This window comes from Kitasatospora sp. NPDC096140 (assembly GCF_040303045.1).
Taxonomy (GTDB): Bacteria; Actinomycetota; Actinomycetes; order Streptomycetales; family Streptomycetaceae; genus Kitasatospora.
In genome coordinates, this window is sequence record NZ_JBEOUW010000069.1 from 12385 (window position 1) to 30724 (window position 18340).

An 18340-nucleotide genomic window follows, 5' to 3' on the forward strand; every position below is an offset into this window, starting at 1 on the left:
GTCAGCCGGCGCTTGCGAGCCCTCGGCAGGTGTTCAGGAAGGCTTCGATGTCGTGGATGTCGATGAGGGCCCAGTCGTTCTTGCCGCACTGGTCCACGAGGAACACGGCCAGGTCGCGAAGGGTGGCCAGGGCGGCCTCAAGGATGAGGTCGCTGCGGGGGCGGGTGCCGGCCCGGCGGGCCCGGTCCTGGGCCCGCATCCGGGACGCGTCGAAAGCGGCAACAGCTGGTCGGAGCGGTTCGGGGACAGCGTCGACGCGGCGCTTGCGTCGTCCGGCTGCGAGTCGTTCGGCCTGGTCGGTGGGCAGGGCCAGTCCTCGGAGGGTGAAGAAGTCCTCCAGGGTCCGGGCGAAGGTGCCCATGGACCGCCCAGGGCGGCGGGACCTGTCCAGCAGGGCCTGCGGCGAGTTGGAGTGCTCGTCCTGCAGGAGCCAGCCCAAGTCGGTGATGAAGCTGCAGGCGCGGGCGACGCAGTGGCGGGCCGCGACATGGGCGACGAAGTCGTCGAGCCAGCCGGGTGGGCCGGTGAGCCGGTCGCGCAGGTGCTCGCCGCAGATGAAGGGACTGCTGGGGTGCCGCTGCCAGCAGGTCGAACACAACCCCAGCCCGGCATGACGACGCAGCTGACCGCACTCGCGGCAGACCCGTGGCGGTTGCTTCTGCTGCCGGGGCCTGGAACACGAGCCGCACCAGCCGGTCTCCTCACGCAGATGGCCGGGTCGGCCGCAACGCGGACACGGCTGCTGAACGGCCAGGCGCTCGGCCTTGCGCCGGCAGTCCCGGCACAGGTGGTTGCCGGCCGTACGGACGGGATGGCCGCACTGTTCGCAGACGCGCGAACAGAGGATGCACCGGCCGGTGTCCGCTTGCAGGACTCTGTCCTTGCCGCAGGACTGGCACGTCTCCTTCGCGGCCTGTTCCTTCATCCGGCGCCGGCACAGGCAGCAGTGCTGGCGGTCGAGATAGCCGACAGGGGCACCGCAGGTAACGCAGTCCCGTTGCTTCTTGCCCATCGCGAAGTCCGCAGGTCACAAGGGCGGCATCGACCGGCCGCGTCCCGAGACGACGGCCTGCGGGGTGTCGGCGACGAGCCGGGGCGGGGCCGCCGGGCGTTCGACGGGGGTGGTGTCGACCTCGATCAGATCGTTGGGGGTGCACTCCAGCGCGGTGCACAACGCGGCCAGGGTCGACATCTTCACCTGCGAGGGCTCCTTGGTGAACAGCGCGGACACCGACGCGGAGGACAGCTCCAAGCCGGCCTTCTCGGCCAGCAGCCGCCGCAGCTCGGTCCCGGTCCAGACCTCGCGCTGGGCCGCGGCCATCCGCAGCCGCCATCGGATCCTCATGCCGTGGTGTCCTTCCCGGTCAGCTCGGCCGGGGTGCTGGCGACCGCCCGCTGATAAGCGTCCTCGATGAACGTCGCGGAGGGCCGGACATAGCGCATGGTCGAGCTGACCGTCCAGTGACTGAGCATCTGCTGGATCGCCACCAGGTCGACGCCGCGCTCGTAGTTGTGGGTCGCGCAAGCCCGCCGCAGGGCATGCGGGCTGAACCGCTCGGCCGGCGGCCGCCCCTCAAGTTCCATGAGATAGCGCAGCCGGTTGCGGATCGTCCCGCGATGCAGCGGCCCACCGGACTCGTCGGCGAACAGCACCGGTGAGTCGGGGACCTTCGGACGCACGTCCTCCAGAAACCAACGCAGCACCAGGTCAAGGCCGTCGAGCATCGGCACCCAGCGCGGCCGAGGTCCGGAGGTGTGGGCGCCTTTGCCGAAGCGGACGTGGAGCTTGCCGAACGGGCCGCGGGTGAAGTGCAGGTCCGGCTTCTCCAGCAGCGATGCCTCCTCCGAGCGGAGCCCCGCGTGATACAGCGTCCGGAACAGCGCGTAGTCCCAGGCGGCGGGTCCGTACTTCCTGGCGGTCGCGATCCGCTGCTTCATGAAATCGAAGAACTCGTTCACCCGCTCCGGGGTCGGTGGCGGCAGCAGGGCCGGGGAGTCGTCACCGACTTGCCGGGAGGCGTTGAACTCGTCGACGGGGCAGACCAGTCGGACCCCGAATGCCGCCTCGATCTCGGCCGCCTTGCGGGCCTGCAGGAAGCGGTGGAACCCCTTGAAGATCTGCACATACTCGCGGCAGGTCGACGTCGCCCGGCCCTTCACCGCGAGGTCGCCGACGACGCGGTCGATGTCCTCGGGCGTCACATCCCACGCCGGTCGCCCCAGCGCGGTCAGCGTCCGCTCCAGCAGGCCGATGTCGTTGTCGATCGTCACCGGGCTGAACCCGCGGGCCCGCCACGAGGCGGCGAACGCGTCCACGCACGCCGCCTGGAAGATCCAGGGGTCTGTGACCAGCGGACCCTGCGGGACGCCGCCGCCCGCGATGACCTGCAATCTCGCCTCGGCCACCGGCACACCTTCCTCGCACCTGAACGGTCAAGGCAGCACCTTGAAAGCCTGGGCACTACCGCGAGAACCAACGAGGACCGCGGGAGGAGGAAACGGCCAGGTCGCAGCGGCAACTCGTGTGAGGGAACAAGTGCCAGCCCCAGATCGGTGGGGAGAGACCTTTTCCGACGACGTCGTGGCCGCCGCGATGATCGACCGGCTCGTCCACCACGCCGAGGTCCTCACCCTCACCGGCGACTCCTACTGCACCCGCCAGAGGCGCGAGCTTCTCGCGAAGGAGAACCGCGTCAGCCGCGACTGAGCCGGCCCGGACAGCCGATCCGGTTCAGATGGACCACCAGCAATACAGGTGCATGTCGGCTGCCCGAGCACGCTGGGCGAGGCCCGCCATGGCCTCAAGGACATCGAGCGCGTTGAAGGCGTCGACCTTGCTCTGCTGCAGCTCAGCGGTCATCGACCACGGCTCTGCGACGCGCTCCAGGTCGGCCCGCGTCGCCTCGGCGAGGGCATCGGCCAGGCTGTCCGACACGCTGATGACGAGACGGCCTTCCTCCTCCGGAGAGGACAGCAACTGCCCGGCCCGCGGGCGTCGGCTGGCTTCCTCATAGGTGCAGTCCGTGAGGATGGCTTCGAGCTGAGCGATGGCAACGACCGGATCGATGCTCTTGAGGAAGACCACGTCGAGCGCGGCCTCAGCCAGCCCTCCGGTCCGCTCGGCCACCGCCAACGCGGCCTGGTCGTCAGCAGCAGAGAAGTAATCGCACAGCGTCATGGCGGCGAGTCTCGCATCCATCGCCGACAGCCCGGCTCGTCCGGAGCACGGTCAGCAGATCCGAGTCGCCAACCACGCAAAGGGGTCAACTTTCGGAGACCCACACGGGGTCAAAATTCAGGTTCTGGATCACTTTCCGGGCTCTGTCGCTGATTGAGGGGTCCGTGCCGACCGTGCTCGGGTGGTGGGCATGACCTCGGCGTGATGGATTCGGTGCGTGTGGCGGACCTTCTCTTCCCGGGGGTTGGCGTGGAGGTCGAGGAGATGGTTCTTGGGGAGGGCGAGGTTCGTCTCGCCGTGCGGTCGGTGGCGGCGTCAGCCGTCTGACCGGGGTGCGAACGGAGATCATCGCGGCTGCACTGCTACTACCGGCGGCGTCTTGCGGACCGTCCGGTGGCGGGTCGGCGGGTGCGGCTGGACCTGAGGGCACGTCGTCTCGTCTGCGGGAACAACCAGTGCGAGCGGCGGACGTTCGCCGAGCAGATCCCGGCTCTGACGTCCCGGCACGCGCGTCGCACGACCGCGCTCACCGCTCAGTTCACCGACATCGCACTGTTCTTGGGAGGACGGGCCGGAGCCCGGATCTCCGGGCTTCTGGCCATGACCACGTGCCGGGACACCCTGCTCCGTCTCATCCGCGCGCTGCCCGTCCCGGCGTCGGGCCTCGTCCCGCGTCTGGGGGTGGACGAGTTCGCGGTTCGCCGTGGCCGCACCTACGCGACGGTCCTCGTGGACATGGACACCCACCGGCCGGTCGACGTTCTCGCCGATCGCACCGCGAAAACCTTCGCCACCTGGCTGCGCGACCACCCCGAAGTGCGGACGATCTGCCGCGACCGCGCCGGATCCTTCCGCGACGGTGCCCGAACGGGTGCACCGCAGGCCCAACAGGTCGCCGACGCCTGGCACCTGCTGCACAACCTCGCCGAGGCCGTCGAGCGCGTCGTCGGCCGCCACCGCGCCGACCTGCGCGAACCCCTCGCCCTCGGAGAGGAACAGGATGACATGCCCCGTTCCGGGGCTGCCGGCTCGAACGAGCTGGACGTCCACGGCCGACCGCGTCCCCTGGTCGCCCGCACTCGCGAGCGTCACCAGCAGATCCACGAACGCATCGAGCGCGGCGACAGCCTGCGTGCCATCGCCCGTGAACTCCGCCTCAGCCGCGGCACCGTCCTGCGTTTCGCCCGAGCCGCCGACGTCGAGCAACTCCTCGTCGCCGCAACCAGCCGCCCCAGCGTGATCGACGACTACCGGCGCTACCTGCACCACCGGTGGATGGAAGGCTGCACCAACGCCTCCGCACTCACCCGCGAGATCCAGCAACTGGGCTACCGCGGCGACGTCAACACCGTTCAGCGCCATCTGCGGCTCTACCGAACCGGAGCGATCCCGGCGGAGGTCCCGCTGCCCCACCTGACCGTCCGCCGCGTCACCGACTGGATCATGCGTCGACCCGAGCGGCTCGACGACACCGAACGCAAGTGCCTCGACGAGCTGTGTGAACGCAGCCCGGCCCTGACCACGACCGCCCAGTACGCCCGGCGTCTGGCCACCATGGTGCGCGAACGTCGCAGCGAGCACCTGGCCCTCGACGTCTGGCTCGCCGACGTCCGCCTCGACGGGCAACCAGAACTCCGCACCCTGGCCGGCGGCATCCGACGCGACCGCGCCGCCGTTCTCGCGGCCCTGAACACCACGCTCACCTCGGGAGCAGTCGAGGGCAACGTGACCAGGATCAAGCTGCTGAAGAGGCAGATGTACGGCCGGGCCAACTTCGACCTCCTACGCCGCCGCATTCTCCTATTACCATGATCAACGAGCCAAGACCCCTCAATCAGCGACAGAGCCCGGAAAGTGATCCAGAACCAGTTTTTTCACCCGTCACCGACACCTGGCTCTCGTGGCACCCGGCACGTGTGCTCATCGTGTCCACCGGGAACCTCACGCGGTACCTGCTCACGGATTTCGTACGGCGGATCGGTCTGGCAGGTCGGTCACGATCGGAGTGTCACGCGGAACCGCTGAGGATCACCCGCTGGCAGGCGGGGCGCAACGGGACAGCACCGGTGGCAGCGATAGCCGGGGCGCAGGACAGGCACCGACGAGCGTTGCGACACGAGGTCATCTACAGGTCCGAAAAACCACATTGGTGCGGCGTTGACCGTACAGTCCCACCATGGGGACCGGGTCCGGCCTTGAAGAGCCCTTCAGCGAAGTTGAATCGACACTGGTCGAATCCGTGGGCCGTGGCAAGGTGTTTGACCTGGTCGGCAAGGGAACGGTCGACCCGACCGACAGAGCAACCATGCTGTCCTGGCGCGCGGCCCGCACGATTCGCGCCTCGGTCGTTCGGGGCATTCTCTGCGGAAGGCTGGTGCAGTACCCCGACCCGCATGGCCTGCGGCTCAGGGGAGCCATCATCGAGGGACAGCTGGACTTGGACAATCTCACCAGCACGGTGCCGCTCGAACTGACCAACTGCTTGCTCGGCGCTGGCGTGGTAGCGCGCTATGCGCGCCTTCCAGCGCTGGGATTCACGGGCTGCAGGATCGAGCGTCTCGCCGAGTCTGCTCTTGACGCCAGCGGCTGCCTGGTTCCCGCACTCCGTCTCGATGGAGCGGTGGTCGAAGGAGATACCGGTTATCCGGTCGTGGCTCTTCGAGGGGCCAGGATCGGCCGGCTGGATTGCAGCGGGGCCATTTTGCGCAACGTTTCCGGCCCGGCCCTGGCCGCGGAAGGTCTGCAGGCCGAGCAGGGCGTGTTTCTCGATAGTTATAGGCAGGTGAGGTTCGAGGCGGTGGGCTCAGGCACGCAAGGTGCGGTTCGGCTCAATGGGGCTCGCGTGGGGCGGCTGGAGTGTGGCGGGGCCATTTTGCGCAACGTTTCCGGCCCGGCCCTGGTCGCAGATGGCCTGCAGGCCGAGCAGGGCGTCTTCCTTAACTCCGCGGTCGGCCTGTTGAGGTTCGAGGCGGTGGGCTCAGGCACGCAAGGTGTGGTTCGGCTTGCTGGGGCTCGCGTGGGGCGGCTGGAGTGTGGCGGGGCCATTTTGCGCAACGTTTCCGGCCCGGCCCTGGCCGCGGATGGTCTGCAGGCCGAGCAGGGCGTGTTTCTCGATAGTTATAGGCAGGTGAGGTTCGAGGCGGTGGGCTCAGGCACGCAAGGTGCGGTTCGGCTCGCTGGGGCTCGCGTGGGGCGGCTGCAATGCCAGGGGGCCAGTTTGCGCAACGTTTCCGGCCCAGGCCTGGTCGCAGAGAGCTTGCAGGCCGATCAGGGCGTCTACCTCAATCCTTCAGCCTCGGGGATGAGGTTCGAGGCGGTGGGCTCAGGCACGCAAGGTGCGGTTCGGCTTGCTGGGGCTCGCGTGGGGCGGCTGGAATGCCAGGGGGCCAGTTTGCGTAGCGATTCCGGCCCCGCCCTGGCCGCAGAAGGCTTGCAGGCCGATCAGGGCGTACACCTCGCTATGGGATTTGAGGCGATGGGCGGGGGACACGGGGCAACTCTGGATCTGACCGATATGCGAATCGGCGAGAATTTCCAGATCGACTGGCAGCAAGTGCGACACGCAAAAGATTCCAAGTATCGAGTGCGTTTGGATGGCCTGGTGTTTCCCAGGATTCCGTCTGGATCGAAGTTGGCCGACTGGCGTGCTCTGCTGCGAAATGGCACCCCTGAGTATGCCGCGCAGCCCTACCAGCAGTTGGCCTCTGTGTACCGTGCTGCCGGACACGATCGAGAGGTCCGCCAGGTGTTGATGGCCCAGCGGAGGGACCAGCTGGACGGCGGGATGACGCTGACCGGCCGTGGCGAGCGGGCTTGGGTGAGAGTGACGGGCTGGACCCTCGGCTTCGGCTATCAGCCATGGCGGGCGCTGTTCGGCCTAATTGCTGCCGTTGTGTGCTCGGTCGCCTTGGCGCTGACTCTCGGCGCCAATGGTGGGCTGTCCCACCCACCGACGCCCGGGGCATCAATGACAATGCAGTCGGCACCCGCGGCCACTGAGTGCTCGGCGGTGGAACAAGTCGCCGTGGGGCTGGACGCGTCGCTCCCGCTGGTCAAGACAGGGATCCAGGGCCGGTGCGTACCGACCGATACTCCTGCAGGACAGGCACTGACCGCAGCCGGGTGGATTCTGCAGCTTCTGGCTTGGGCGTCATCGTCTCTGTTCATTGTCGGTTTTACGGGCGTGGTCCGGAAGAGCTGATCCAGCTCCTCCGTCGCGGGTCGGAATGGTCGGTTGCAGGCCGCCGCTGGTGGCGTGGAGTCGGGCAAAGGTGCCGGCGGCCGGGCACGGCGGACACCTTGGCGCAGACCGTTCCGCTGGTGCCCGCCGCTCGTAAAGCGCGCACCGCCTGCGAGCTGCTGGTCTTCGACCTGGCAGGCGGGCGGTTCGTCCTGGGTCCGGCCGGGCCCGGCTCGCCCACCTGGGAAGCGTCGGCGCGGCCGTATGTGCGTCAGGAGTACGAGCGGTGGGCTCAGTTGACCGACGGCGGCCGAGACGCCTTGGTCAAGGAACCGCGCGGCAACTGACCCCTCCGGGGCCCCGCCACCGGCCCGACCCGCCGGTCCCGCCCGACGCGCCTGGCCCGCTGTCCGGCTGTGCGCTGCGCCTGGGCCTGCTCGGTGGCCGGCCTCGGTCTGCGGTCCTGGGTCCTGGTCCTGGTTTGTTGTGCGGTGTCTGCACCCCGCCCCCGTCCCGGCTCCGCTTGGCCCCGGTGGCCGGGTCTGGTGTTCGGCCGGTGCGGGTGCCGTCCGGCCTTCCTCGGCGGGTCGAGTGGCTGCTGTCGGTGCGTCGGGTCCGGGCTGCTGCTCGCCGCCTGTGCTGCTTCGCCTGCTGTGCGGGCCCGGCCTCGCGCGGCCGGGCCGGTGGTCCGGTGCTGCTGCGGGGCTTGTGCGTCGGGTGCGGCTGCTCGCGCTCGGCCTGGATGTCCCGGGCGGAAGTGTCCCGGGGTGTGAACGGCCGCGCGCCGCGCTGGACTTGGGGTCTGTTGGTGCTGCCTGCGGCGCCCGGCGGGACCGACCGGCCGCGCGCGTGCGGGGCCATCCGGGGGTATGCGGTGCTCGTTCGCTGCTTCGCGAAGCTCTGTCCGGTGGCCGGGTCGCTCCGGTCGCTCCGGTCGCTGTGTTGGGGTGTGAGCTGCCGGAACCGGGCTCGACAACATGGGTGTGGCGGCGCACTCCCGGTACTCGTTGTAGTAGCCGTCGGAGAGGTAGGGCCGGTTGGCCCGGGAGATGTCCACCGGGGATTCGCCGGGCGGGATGCGGAACGCCAACCCGCGCGGCGGCGCAGGGTTCCAGGGCGAGTCCACGACCAGCCGGCCGCTCGGCACTGGGACCTCGGCGACCTCCTGCATCTCGGCGAGGAGCTGGCACCCTCTACTGCGCCCGCCGCGAACACGGAGACTGGCAGGCCGCCGATCGGCGCCAGCTCCTCAATCGCCTGCTCGGACAGCTCCATCACTGCCTCCAGCACCACGGACGGTTCGACCAGAGCTCCGCCTTTTCCACGCCGGCGCTCACCGGAGTGGCGGCCTGACCAGTAGCTTCGCGCGCCGGGAGCGTTACACAGCTTCGGTCGTTGACACCCCGATGAGGCAGACTGCCCGCCATGACAACGGCTGATCACAATGTCCCGGCCTCCTGGAGCCGCATCGGCACCTGGCTCACCGCGCACACTCGACGGGGCCCGGCGAGGCCGACGTCAGATGCCGCGCGCCTGGACGCGTTCGAGGCGGACCTCGGTCTGCCCCTGCCCGCCGACCTGCGGGCCTGGTGGCTGCTGCCCGATGTCAGCGCGGAGTACTGGATTCCGGCGGCGTTCGCCCCAGTCTCGCTGGACGAGGCCCTGGAAACCCGCGAGATCTGGCTGCTGGTCGCAGAGCAGGAAGGCGAGTCGTTCGACCAGAACGGCCGGCCCGAGAGCCGCTACCAGCGGGAGTTCATGCCGATCGCGTTGAGTCCTGGCGGCGACGGACTGATCGTCGACCTGCGCCCCGGTGATACCCATGGAGCGGTACTCCTCTGGGACCACGAGACCTGGATCCTGGACGTTCCCCAGTGGACCTCGGTCACCTCAATGCTCCAGGACATCACCAGCGCATTGGAGGCCGGGACGCCCGCACTGCTGAACCACGCAGCCCGCGGTGGCTCCCAGGCACCCGGCACCGCCGCAGTCGACGACGCACTCGATCTCACCTGGCAACCCACCACGTGACTCTCCAGAGCGCCTTCCCCAAGCCAGCCGCAGCGGTGGACCATGCACGCATGAGACCAGAAGTGCAGGCGTTCGTAGCCGACGGCCCTCTGCCCGACTGGGACGCCGACGGAGAAGAGATCGATCGGCGAGCCGACCAGCTCGAAGCCATCGCCAAGCCCGTCACCGGTAAGGAAGCCCGGGCGCTGGTCGCCTGCTTCGGCCCGGACGACTGCTACGGCGTCGCCTGGGCTCTTCTGCACCTCATCGAGACAGGCCCGAACCCGGTCCTGACCACCGAGCCCGCCCCCGACGCCAACGAGTGGCACCACACCCTCTGGGCCCGCATCGTCAACAGCGCACTCGCCCCTCAGCTTGACGCGCTAACACCGTGCGATGTCTGCGGTGGGGAGGTTCGGCACCCCTGCTGACCTGCGGTGGGGAGGTTCGCCCCGGGGCGGCTGCTGAGTTTGCGCGCCCCGACCCAGCACGCGTTTCGGGTGTGTCACAGGACAGCGGCCGGTAAGAACGGTGCTGTACGCCGCCCGGGTGGCGGCGGTGTTCGGCGTGGTTGCGTGGTGGGCAGAGCCTGCGACATGACGACACCCATGACCAGGCGCCGCCGCCGTCGCCGCGTCCGGCTGCGCCCACCGCGCTCGTGCCCGTCTCGCCGGTCAGCGCCGGATGGCCGCCGGCCCCGGCCCGGCCGGGCAGCACCGGGTGCTGCCGGACGTGGTCGAGCGAGCACCTGACTCAGGGCGGAGTGGTCGTCGGCACCACCTGGCACGAGCCCGCCTGCCCGGCCTGGACAACGCGGTGACCACCAGTACGGTGGCCGGGCCGGGACGGGTGTGCGCGGTCCTGCTCCACGACGGCCGCCTCAGCCTGATCCGCCCCGCCCGCGGCCGGCCTCCAGCACTCGCTGCCCAGCGGCCCGGTCGAGGACGAGGACGGAGAAGAACCCGAGTCGCGTCGGGAGCTGATCGAGGAGCTCGGCCTCGACCCGGCGGTGCTGCCCGACGTGCCAGTGCTGCGCTTCGTCCAGGACCGGGTACCGAGCGGCCGGACGAGACCAGGCCGTTCCGGCGTCGGCAGCTGGTCTACGTAGCCCGCCTGCCCGACCATCTGGTGGCGGCCGTCGCCGCGGTCGAGCAGGACGCCCCGGACCTGGCGCCGGTGGTGTAGCCGCGGTGGCCGACGCGGCCGGCCTCCACCTGTACCCGGACGTCGGCGCCGGCCTCGCCCAGGCCGACCTCGCCGACGCCGCCGCGGGTGTCCCGGTGCTGCTCCCGCCCGGTGCCCGGCGTGTCCTACCAGTGGCGCTGACCACCCGCATGACGTTCACGGGAACGGAAGCCGCCGGTGGGTGCGGCGCGGCATGGTGCGTGCGTGACCGCGACTCCCACCCGCCTGGGCCTGCCCGACGTGCCGGTGCCGCCACGCGCGGCTGATCGCTGCCCTGACCACCACGGTCGGGGCCTGCGCCACGGCGGCGCAGGCGCTGTACCAGCCGGTCGCAGACGCTGCGCCCGGGCAGGAGGCGATTGTGGTGGATCCTTGGCCGGTCGTCTGCCTCGGCCACACGGTGGCCCCGCTGCTGGACGCGGCTCGGGCCGAGGACGATGCCCGGTGGCCGGCCGTCGTCGAGTTGGAGCGGGAGCAGGCCCGGCGGGCGAGCGCCGCCAGGGTGGCGCTGGCGCGGGCCCAGGAGGTCGTGGAGGAGCCCGGGGCGTCCTGGCCGGTGCCGCTGCCGACCGCGGAGCAGAGCGCGGTCATCGATCTGGCGGGCGCCGGTGACCAGGTCGCCGAGCTGTGGCACACCGACGCGGAGCAGGCCGTTGCCCTGGTGCGCGAGCTGGCGGCCGGCGGGGAGTTCACGGCGGCCGAGGTCTTGGACGCGGCGGTCGACGCGGCCATTGGTGCCGGGGTGCTGGTGCTGGCCGACGCGGGCACGGTGTCCGATCCGGGCATGATGGCCGAGCAGTGCCTGGAAGCCGTCCCGTACTTGGTGCTCGCGGTAGCCCTGGCATCAGCCGACCTTGACTGAGCGACCTGGGAGGGTGCTGGGGGTGAGGTGTGTGCGTGGGGCGGGGCCGGACCAGGTGTGCGTGCCCCCCCGTGAGATGGTGTTCGCTTCCCAGGGCTCTTGACGGTGCCGAGACCCGAGGACACCTTGGGACCGGTGAGTCTGGTTTTGTCGGGCTTGATGAAGTAGGGGAGAAACGGATGGCGGGTGATGCACTCGAACGTTTGCGGCAGGTCCTCCGGCCGTCGGTGGGGAGCGTCGAGGGGGCGGTGCTGGACCTGCAGGGGGTGGCGGAGGCCGAGGCCGCGCTGGGAGTGCGGCTGCCGCCGGACTATCTGGAGTTCCTGGCGGTCTACGGTGCGGGCACGCTCGACGACTTCCTGGTGGTTGCGGCGCCGGCAGAGGTGCCGGGCCGCCGGCTGTACGGCGCGAGCATCGTGGAGATCACCGGGACCTTCCGTCGCGCGGCCGCCAAGCCCAGGATTGCCGAAGTCCTGGGCGACGGAACGTCGTACGTCCACTGGGGCATGGACGACGGCGGTGCGTACTACCTGTGGCGAGTCGAGGGCAGGTCGAGTGCCGAGTGGCCGGTGTGCGTGTACGAGAGTGGGGAACTGACGGTCCTGCCGTACGGGATCGTGGAGTTCCTGGCCAGGGCCTGTACCGGTAGCCTCCCTGAGGATCTGCAGCGGAGGTTTTCCGGCAGCGGCCACGAGTTCCTGCACTGGCAGGACGAGTTCCGTCGTGACACCGAGCAGTACGGCTCCGGGTCCTTCATCGGTGGTTGAACGGCCTGGCCCGCTACACCGGAGCGTGTCAGATGGTTCGTGAGAGTCCGTGAGCTGGGAGGCTGCCATCTCTCTGGCCCCGTCTATGCACGAGCTTGACGCCTGAGGAGCCGCGCCGTGCGCCGGGACAGGTGACCCGGAGCGATCGCGCCGCCTGGTGCCCGCACGGGTTCGCTGTGCCGCCGTCCGGCCCGTCGGACCCGGCACGCACTGTCCGGGCCGGTACCGGCAAGCTCTTCCCGGCTGCCGGCCTGGGACGCTCCGGCCGAGCACGGCGCCTGGTCCCGTTGACCGCTGCCGTACTCGCGATAGGCCATGGCACTTGCAGCTCACCGTGTCCCGTGCCCCCTACTGCCCGGTAGACATGCCGTCACCGCGCGATCGCAGCCGGTAGTCTGGCGCCCCGGCGAACCGAACGCAGAACATCCTCTCTGCCCAAGGGCCCTGGCCTGCAACGTACTTCATCACCCACCACCTGAGGAGCCATCGCCAGTGACCGGTCACCACCCCCACACGGACGAGGGCACCGAAGCCCCCGCCCCGGAGGCCGCGTATGCCGCCGCGCTGGGACTGGTAGCCGAGAAGACCGCGGTGACCCGCCTCCAGACCGCCTCAGGCACGACGGCGAATACCCGCGCGCCTCCCTGGAACGGGAGTTCCGGCTGCGCCGGGCGGCGCTCGCCGACCGCTTGGCGCTGCGCAGCGGTGACGAGTGCGACACCACGGAGGCCGCGCGCACCGCGTACGAGCTGCTGGCCTTCGACCTGGCCGACGGCCGGTTCGTCCTGGGCCCGGCCGCGCCCGGCTCGCCCGCATGGCAGACATCGGCGCGGCCGTATGTCCGCCAGGAGTACGAGCGGTGGGCTCAGCTGACCGACGGCGGCCGCGACGCCTTGATGAGGGAACCCGGCGACCGCTGACCCCTTCGGGGCCCCGCCACCGGGCCGGCCCGCCGATCCTGCCCGAGCGTCGGCCCGCCGGCTGGCTGCACGCTGCGCCTGGTCGATGGCCTGCCCCGTTCTGCGGTCCTGGTCCTGGTCCTGGTCCTGGTCCGCCGTGCTGCGCCTGTGCCCCGCCCCCGTCCCGGCTTCGCTCGGCCTTGGCCGGCTCGGGCTTGCTGGCCGGCCATTCTCGGTCGATCGGGCGGTCGCTGCCCGGTCTGTTGGGTCCGGGCTGCTGCTCGCCGTCCGTGCTGCGCCGCCTGCTGTGCGGGTCCTGTCGCGGGTGCTCGGATCGGCCCCGGGGCAGGATCGGCCCCGGTCGCCGACAGAGCCGGTCCGTCGGTCGGGGAGAGCGGCACCGGCAGCACGGGATTGCAGTGTCCCGGCTGGGCAAGGGGATCGGCCGCGTCCGGGGTGGTGACGGTCCGCTGGGCACGCGGACTGCTGCTGAGGTGCCCTGTGCGGTGCGCGCCGCGGGCAATGGGATGCGGCACGCACCGCGGGTTCCGATCCTGCCAGGGCCCCGAGGCGGCTCATCCTGTGGGGCCCGTCTCTTGGGGCCGGGCGGTGGCCGGACGACTGGTCCGGGCTTGTGCGTCGGGTCCGGCTGTTCGCGCTCGGCCTGGACGTCCGGGCCGTAGGTGCTCGGGGCGCGGACGGGGTGCGCGTCGCGCGGGACTTGGGTCTGTTGGTGCTGCCCGTGGCGTCCGGGCGGGACCGGCTCGCCGCGTGGGTGGTGCGCTCCGACCGTGTGGGGGCGTGTGGTGCTGGCTTGCTGCTTCGCGAGGCTCGGTCTGGTTGGCCGGGTCGCTCCGGTTGCTGCACTGAGGTGTGACCTGCCAGAGCCGGACTCGACAACAAGGGCGGTTTCAAGCGGTATCCCCGTATCGGTCTGGACCGGCACGGGGCTGTCGCGGGAGGAGGTAAGGGTCATGTCCGCGCACGCGTTGCGGCGACGCCAAAGAGTCACTGCCGGGACGTCGCCGGATGCGCCCGCAGCCCGCCCACCAGGCCCGACAGACCACCGATACGGTCAGCGCCGCGTCGGCGGCGCCGCCGCGAAGCCCTTCTATACCGCCCGTGGCCTGGAGAACGCCGACCAGAAGGCGCGGGAGGCCGCCGAGCGCGAGCGGGCCGCCGCCGAAGCCGCGGCCGCCGAGGCGAAGCGCACCGGCTCCTGGTGGCGCCGGTCCTGACCCGGCCCTATCCCCGGTGCAGGCCGCTGACCTGCACTGGGGAGTTTCGGCACCCCCGCTGACCTGCACTGGGGAGTTTCGCCCCGGGGCCGGTGAGTTTCGCCGCGGGCCGCTGGTGATGCCCGCCTCGACCCGGTGAGTTTCGGGCGTCGTCGCAGGTCAGCGGCCGGTTAGAACGGACTGCGCTGCTCCGTCCGGGTGGCGGCGGGGTTCGGCTCGGTGGCGTGATGGGCAGAGCCTGCGACATGACGACACCCATCACCAGGCGCCGTCGCCGCCGCCCGGCCGCGCCCACCGCGTCCGCGCCTGCCTTCCCGGTCCGCGCCGGATGGCCGCCGGCCCCGGCCCGGCCGGGCAGCGCCGGGTGCTGCCGGACCTGGTCCAGCGAGCACCTGACCCCGGGCGGGGTGGTCGTGCGCACCACCTGGCACAAGCCGGCCTGCCCGGCCTGGGCCCGGCGGTGACCGCCGGCACGGTGGCCGGGGCGGTCCGGGTGCGGGTGTGCGCGGTGCTCGTCCACGACGGCCGGGTCTGTCTGATCCGCCGCCAGCGGGAGGCCGGCCTCCAGCACTCGCTGCCCGGCGGCGTGGTCGAGGACGAAGTCGGCGAGGAACCGGCCGACGCGCTGCGCCGGGAGCTCCTCGAGGAGCTCGGCCTTGACCTGGCGGTGCTGCCCGCGCCGCCGGTCCTGCACTTCGTCCAGGACCAGGAGACCGAGCGGCCGGGCGAGGTGGAGCCGTTCCGGCGTCGGCACCTGGTCTACGTTGCCCACCTGCCCGACCACCTGGTGCAGGCCGTTGCGGCGGTCGAGCAGGACGACCCCGGCCAGGCCCCGGTGGTCTGGCTGCCGGTGGCCGACGCGGCCGGCCTCCACCTGTACCCGGACGTCGGCGATGTCCTCGACCAGGCCGTCCAGCCCGACACCGCCGCGGGCGGCCCGCTGCTGCTCCCGGCGATGACCAGCGCGTCCTACCAGTGGCGCTGACCTGCCGCACGATGTTCACGGGAACGGACGTCGCGGGCAGGTGCGGCGGGGCATAGCGCCGGGGTAGCGGTGGTGAAGCGCACCGGCTCAGCCTAGGAATGACCGCTCCCACCCAGCCCCGCCGTCGCTGACGTCCGTCCGCACCTCCGTTCCGGCTCCCGCCGCTCCGGTCCGCGCCGCCAGGCCGCAGGCCCGGCCGGACAGCGGGTGCTGCCGGACCTGGACCAGCGAGCACATCATTTCGGGCGCGGGCAGAATTGGTGAGAACCTCTGCAGGGAGAGCTTCGCGCGCCCGAGCGGCGGTTTGGCGTGTCACCCGCCCGAGGAAGCCGCCCGGCGCATGAGCTCCACCAAAGGTTGTAGCGGCCGGTGTTCAAGGCGGGCCCGCTCGATGGTGAAGAGCGTTGCCAGGTCCTCGTCCTGCGGTCTCTGCAAGGCGATCCGCAGCACGGCTTCCCGAAGTTCGTCTGGCAGGCTCACACGGCTTCCGAGCACGGTGGTAGCCACGCGGGAGAACTCCTCAGCCATTCCGGGAGGCAGGTCCTTCCACCCGACATTGGCGGGCAGAAGGAGCGGCGGGGGTGGCTCCGGCTTTGAGAGCGGGAAAGCCTCGGGCTTCTGTGCTCTGACGCTCTCGGGCAGGAGAAGGCGAAGCCGGGTCCAGTCGGAGTGCCGACCCGTCATGCCCAGCGCGTAGATCAGGCGGGCCAGTACGGGCACGTCATCCTGAACACCCTGAAAGGTGATGCGGCCCGCATAGGCCGCCATGTCGTTGTGGCGCAGCGACTCCTCGGCCAGATGCCGGGAAGTGTCTGGTGCCAGGGCCAAGGAGGCCAGCAGCAGCCCGGCCGCCTTACCCCACCGGAGGTCCCACATCTTCCCAAGGAATTCCGGGATCCGGGTGGGGGAACCCCAGGCCATTTCGGCGAACAGAGCGTAGGAAATTTCGGTGCCGCTGCGGGACTGGCAGTGCATGGCCACCCGTACCGCATCGAGCGAGGGGCTGTCGACGATGTAGCGGATCGCCTTCGCGAGTGCCTCCGCGCGGCCGTTGGTCCGTAGGCTGACCAACCTCTTGGCCGTAGCAGCCGGAGTTGCCTTCAGCTGGCGTGCTAGGGGTTCGGTGTCGTTGAGTTTCTCTACGACGTTGCCGTGTACGAGACCCAGTTTCTTGTCCTGGGGTTTTCTCCTACTGGCAACGGTCTTAGGCACGTGTGCTTTGTTCCATGCCAGCGCGATGTTTCCCGCGGAATTGAAGGTGCGCTGCTGGGGCAGCGGCCGCGACTTCGCTCGCAGGCGTCTGACAAGTTGGTTGAAGCACGTGGTGAGGTCCAGGAGCGGGGGCCCCTGCTCGACACCCGACTCGACCAGCCGCAGCAGTTCCCCTGTGAACCCGGTGTGCCCCTCGCCATCGTCCGCCTTGGCCTCCTCCGTCTCTCCGGCGGCAGCGATGAGGAACGTTCCCTCGACTTCGGCCTGATCCGCCACGCTGGAGCCGGAATCCGACATCGCCGGAAAGGCTCGTGCGGCGAAACAGCAGTCGAGGATCACAATCCGCCTCGGCGCCCCCGACCGCACGATCGGGCTTTTCAGCCAGTCGTAGTACACCGCCGTGTAGCCGAGACCCGGCCTGGAATCTGGAAGGCTCAGGCATAGCGCGCCGTTGTCGAAATCCTTGAAACCGTGGCCCGCATAGTAGATGAGAAGAGCGTCCTTGGCGGCACCGGCCGCTGCTTCGATCGGCTCGATCACGTCGGCGGGGCGCGCTGGGTTCGGGACGACGATGCAGTTCTCCAGCGGCAGTCCCCAGGACTCCTTGTCAGTCAGCATGCGCTGCATGCTGGCGAGGTTGTTCAGCACCAGTGGCAGGGGGTCCAGCGTCAGGTAGTCGCTCACGCCGACTAACACGGCCATAGAGCGCGATGGGTCTGGGAGTGATGCGGCGGACCTACCCATTGCTGTTGCTGAGCGCCAGAGCGATCTGGGCGGCCACTTCTGCGTCCGACCCTTCGATCGAGACCCTTGTTCCGTTCGTCTCGATGACCACCGTTGGAGGGTTCCTACGGGTCTTCCTCCAGGCGATGTAGGCGAGGGTGAAGTTAGCGGCGTTCCACGCGTTGTCTGTGACAAACTGCAGCCACTCCATCGCGCCACCCGACATGTGACCGGGCGTCGTGGGCTCGGTGTGCCAGGCGATGGTGGCGTGCTGCCGAATCTCCGGCTTCACTTCGAGCCATTCGCGAAGTGAGCGAATCTCGTCCTCGGCGCCAATGCCGTCGATCTTGATCCGGAAGGCCATACAACTCCCCCAACAGACAGTCGTGTTACATGCACCGCTGAGCGAGCGTACACGGACGCGATCACCGCTGTGGCGAGAGTGGGGATAGCAGCTTCATCGATCGGGAAGGCACCCGCCTCGCGGTCAGAGCCCGGGCGCCCAGCCAGTTCCCTGGCATGCGGCTACGTGGCGGCTGCCCCGGCGGGGGTGCTGGAACCCGGACCGCGCAGCCTGGCCGTCGCGGTTCGCTGGCAGCTCACCGACCAGGTCCCGCTGCCCGCCGCGTCCTCGCCGTCAACGCTTGCTCCCGCAACGGAAACTCTGTCGGCGCCCACCAGGTCCACAACCTGATCCTCGAGTCCGACCTCGCCGGCGCCGGGCTGCCCACCGCCTACGCCGACGGGCACCTGGCCGTCGTTCCCCCAACGTTGAGGTCCCGGGCCAGCCCCACCGGGATACCCCCCGCTTCTCCCGCTCCGTCCGTTCGTTCGGCCCGCCGCCGCGGTCACCGGGACGACCGTCCACCTGCAGATCGTCGGTTCGGACGGCGCACTGTACGGGACGGAGGGCAATTACGCGGCCTCCGGGAGCGGTTGGACCGGCAGCTGGGGCCGCCTGGACGGCAGCGGCCTGAAGGCGCTGACCAGCGTGGCGGACGGCAATAAGGTGCACGTCTTCGCGCTCGGCGCGAGCGGCCAGGTCTTCGCCAAGGACGCCGACTACACCACCGGTACCTGGTCGAACTGGACCGAGGTCCC

Annotated in this window: 16 protein-coding genes and 2 pseudogenes; 12 read left to right on the top strand and 6 right to left on the bottom strand. The window is 70.1% G+C overall.

All coding sequences use genetic code 11. The annotated features are described in order from the left end of the window. Position 1: 1 nt before the first annotated feature. From ABT048_RS39345 to ABT048_RS39355, 3 genes are read right to left on the bottom strand one after another with little or no spacing between them, the layout of a single operon-like run. Entirely contained in the window at positions 2-1012 is a 1011-nt protein-coding gene (locus tag ABT048_RS39345; protein ID WP_350526450.1) for a CCHC-type zinc finger protein, read from the bottom strand. Between the two features lie 15 nt (positions 1013-1027). Next, positions 1028-1345 (bottom strand): helix-turn-helix domain-containing protein, encoded by a 318-nt coding sequence (locus ABT048_RS39350; protein ID WP_350526451.1) that lies wholly within the window; start codon positions 1343-1345, stop codon positions 1028-1030. Continuing rightward, the gene (locus ABT048_RS39355; protein ID WP_350526452.1) at positions 1342-2406 is read right to left on the bottom strand and encodes a tyrosine-type recombinase/integrase; all 1065 of its coding nucleotides are present in this window, start codon (positions 2404-2406) and stop codon (positions 1342-1344) included. Before ABT048_RS39355 ends, ABT048_RS39350 begins: the two co-directional genes overlap by 4 nt. Here ABT048_RS39355 and ABT048_RS41780 point away from each other — a divergent pair. Then, on the top strand, positions 2381-2707 hold the full coding sequence (locus ABT048_RS41780) for an ATP-binding protein (RefSeq protein ID WP_502894131.1): 327 nt from the start codon (positions 2381-2383) through the stop codon (positions 2705-2707). The two genes, ABT048_RS39355 and ABT048_RS41780, sit on opposite strands and share 26 nt — an antisense overlap. 24 nt (positions 2708-2731) lie before the next feature. Here the strand turns inward: ABT048_RS41780 and ABT048_RS39365 are convergent, their stop codons facing one another. Continuing rightward, complete coding sequence (locus ABT048_RS39365) at positions 2732-3178, bottom strand: hypothetical protein (protein ID WP_350526453.1); 447 nt, start codon at positions 3176-3178, stop codon at positions 2732-2734. A gap of 339 nt (positions 3179-3517) precedes the next feature. Between ABT048_RS39365 and ABT048_RS39370 the strand changes: the two are divergent. The 11 genes and pseudogenes from ABT048_RS39370 to ABT048_RS39420 all read left to right on the top strand — a co-directional run. Further along, positions 3518-4990 (top strand): annotated as a pseudogene (locus ABT048_RS39370) (ISL3 family transposase); the annotation flags it as partial. Between the two features lie 364 nt (positions 4991-5354). Further along, complete coding sequence (locus ABT048_RS39375; RefSeq protein WP_350526454.1) at positions 5355-7379, top strand: hypothetical protein; 2025 nt, start codon at positions 5355-5357, stop codon at positions 7377-7379. A 98-nt stretch (positions 7380-7477) separates the two neighbouring features. Continuing rightward, positions 7478-7705, top strand: coding sequence for a hypothetical protein (locus ABT048_RS39380; protein WP_350526455.1), 228 nt, complete (start codon positions 7478-7480; stop codon positions 7703-7705). Positions 7706-8537: 832 nt separating this feature from the next. Next, positions 8538-8711 (top strand): annotated as a pseudogene (locus tag ABT048_RS39385) (IS110 family transposase); the annotation flags it as partial. Positions 8712-8783: 72 nt separating this feature from the next. After that, a complete protein-coding gene (locus tag ABT048_RS39390) occupies positions 8784-9389 on the top strand; it encodes an SMI1/KNR4 family protein (protein ID WP_350526456.1) in 606 nt (201 codons plus the stop codon). Positions 9390-9439: 50 nt separating this feature from the next. Then, entirely contained in the window at positions 9440-9799 is a 360-nt protein-coding gene (locus tag ABT048_RS39395; RefSeq protein WP_350526457.1) for a hypothetical protein, read from the top strand. Positions 9800-10914: 1115 nt separating this feature from the next. After that, complete coding sequence (locus ABT048_RS39400; RefSeq protein ID WP_350526458.1) at positions 10915-11415, top strand: hypothetical protein; 501 nt, start codon at positions 10915-10917, stop codon at positions 11413-11415. A 179-nt stretch (positions 11416-11594) separates the two neighbouring features. Beyond that, positions 11595-12182 carry an SMI1/KNR4 family protein gene (locus tag ABT048_RS39405; RefSeq protein ID WP_350526459.1) on the top strand — a complete coding sequence of 196 codons (588 nt, stop codon included), beginning with the start codon at positions 11595-11597 and terminating at the stop codon, positions 12180-12182. Between the two features lie 689 nt (positions 12183-12871). Beyond that, a complete protein-coding gene (locus ABT048_RS39410) occupies positions 12872-13102 on the top strand; it encodes a hypothetical protein (RefSeq protein WP_350526460.1) in 231 nt (76 codons plus the stop codon). 953 nt (positions 13103-14055) lie between these two features. After that, complete coding sequence (locus ABT048_RS39415; protein WP_350526461.1) at positions 14056-14319, top strand: hypothetical protein; 264 nt, start codon at positions 14056-14058, stop codon at positions 14317-14319. Positions 14320-14647: 328 nt separating this feature from the next. Beyond that, the gene (locus tag ABT048_RS39420) at positions 14648-15304 is read left to right on the top strand and encodes an NUDIX domain-containing protein (RefSeq protein ID WP_350526462.1); all 657 of its coding nucleotides are present in this window, start codon (positions 14648-14650) and stop codon (positions 15302-15304) included. Positions 15305-15616: 312 nt separating this feature from the next. On the opposite strand, the gene ABT048_RS39425 is transcribed toward ABT048_RS39420, so the two are convergent. Both ABT048_RS39425 and ABT048_RS39430 read right to left on the bottom strand, forming a co-directional pair. Then, positions 15617-17260: a caspase family protein gene (locus ABT048_RS39425; protein ID WP_350526463.1), complete on the bottom strand. Its 1644-nt coding sequence runs from the start codon at positions 17258-17260 to the stop codon at positions 15617-15619. Next, positions 17253-17603 carry an effector-associated constant component EACC1 gene (locus tag ABT048_RS39430; RefSeq protein WP_350526464.1) on the bottom strand — a complete coding sequence of 117 codons (351 nt, stop codon included), beginning with the start codon at positions 17601-17603 and terminating at the stop codon, positions 17253-17255. Before ABT048_RS39430 ends, ABT048_RS39425 begins: the two co-directional genes overlap by 8 nt. Between the last annotated feature and the right edge of the window lie 737 nt (positions 17604-18340).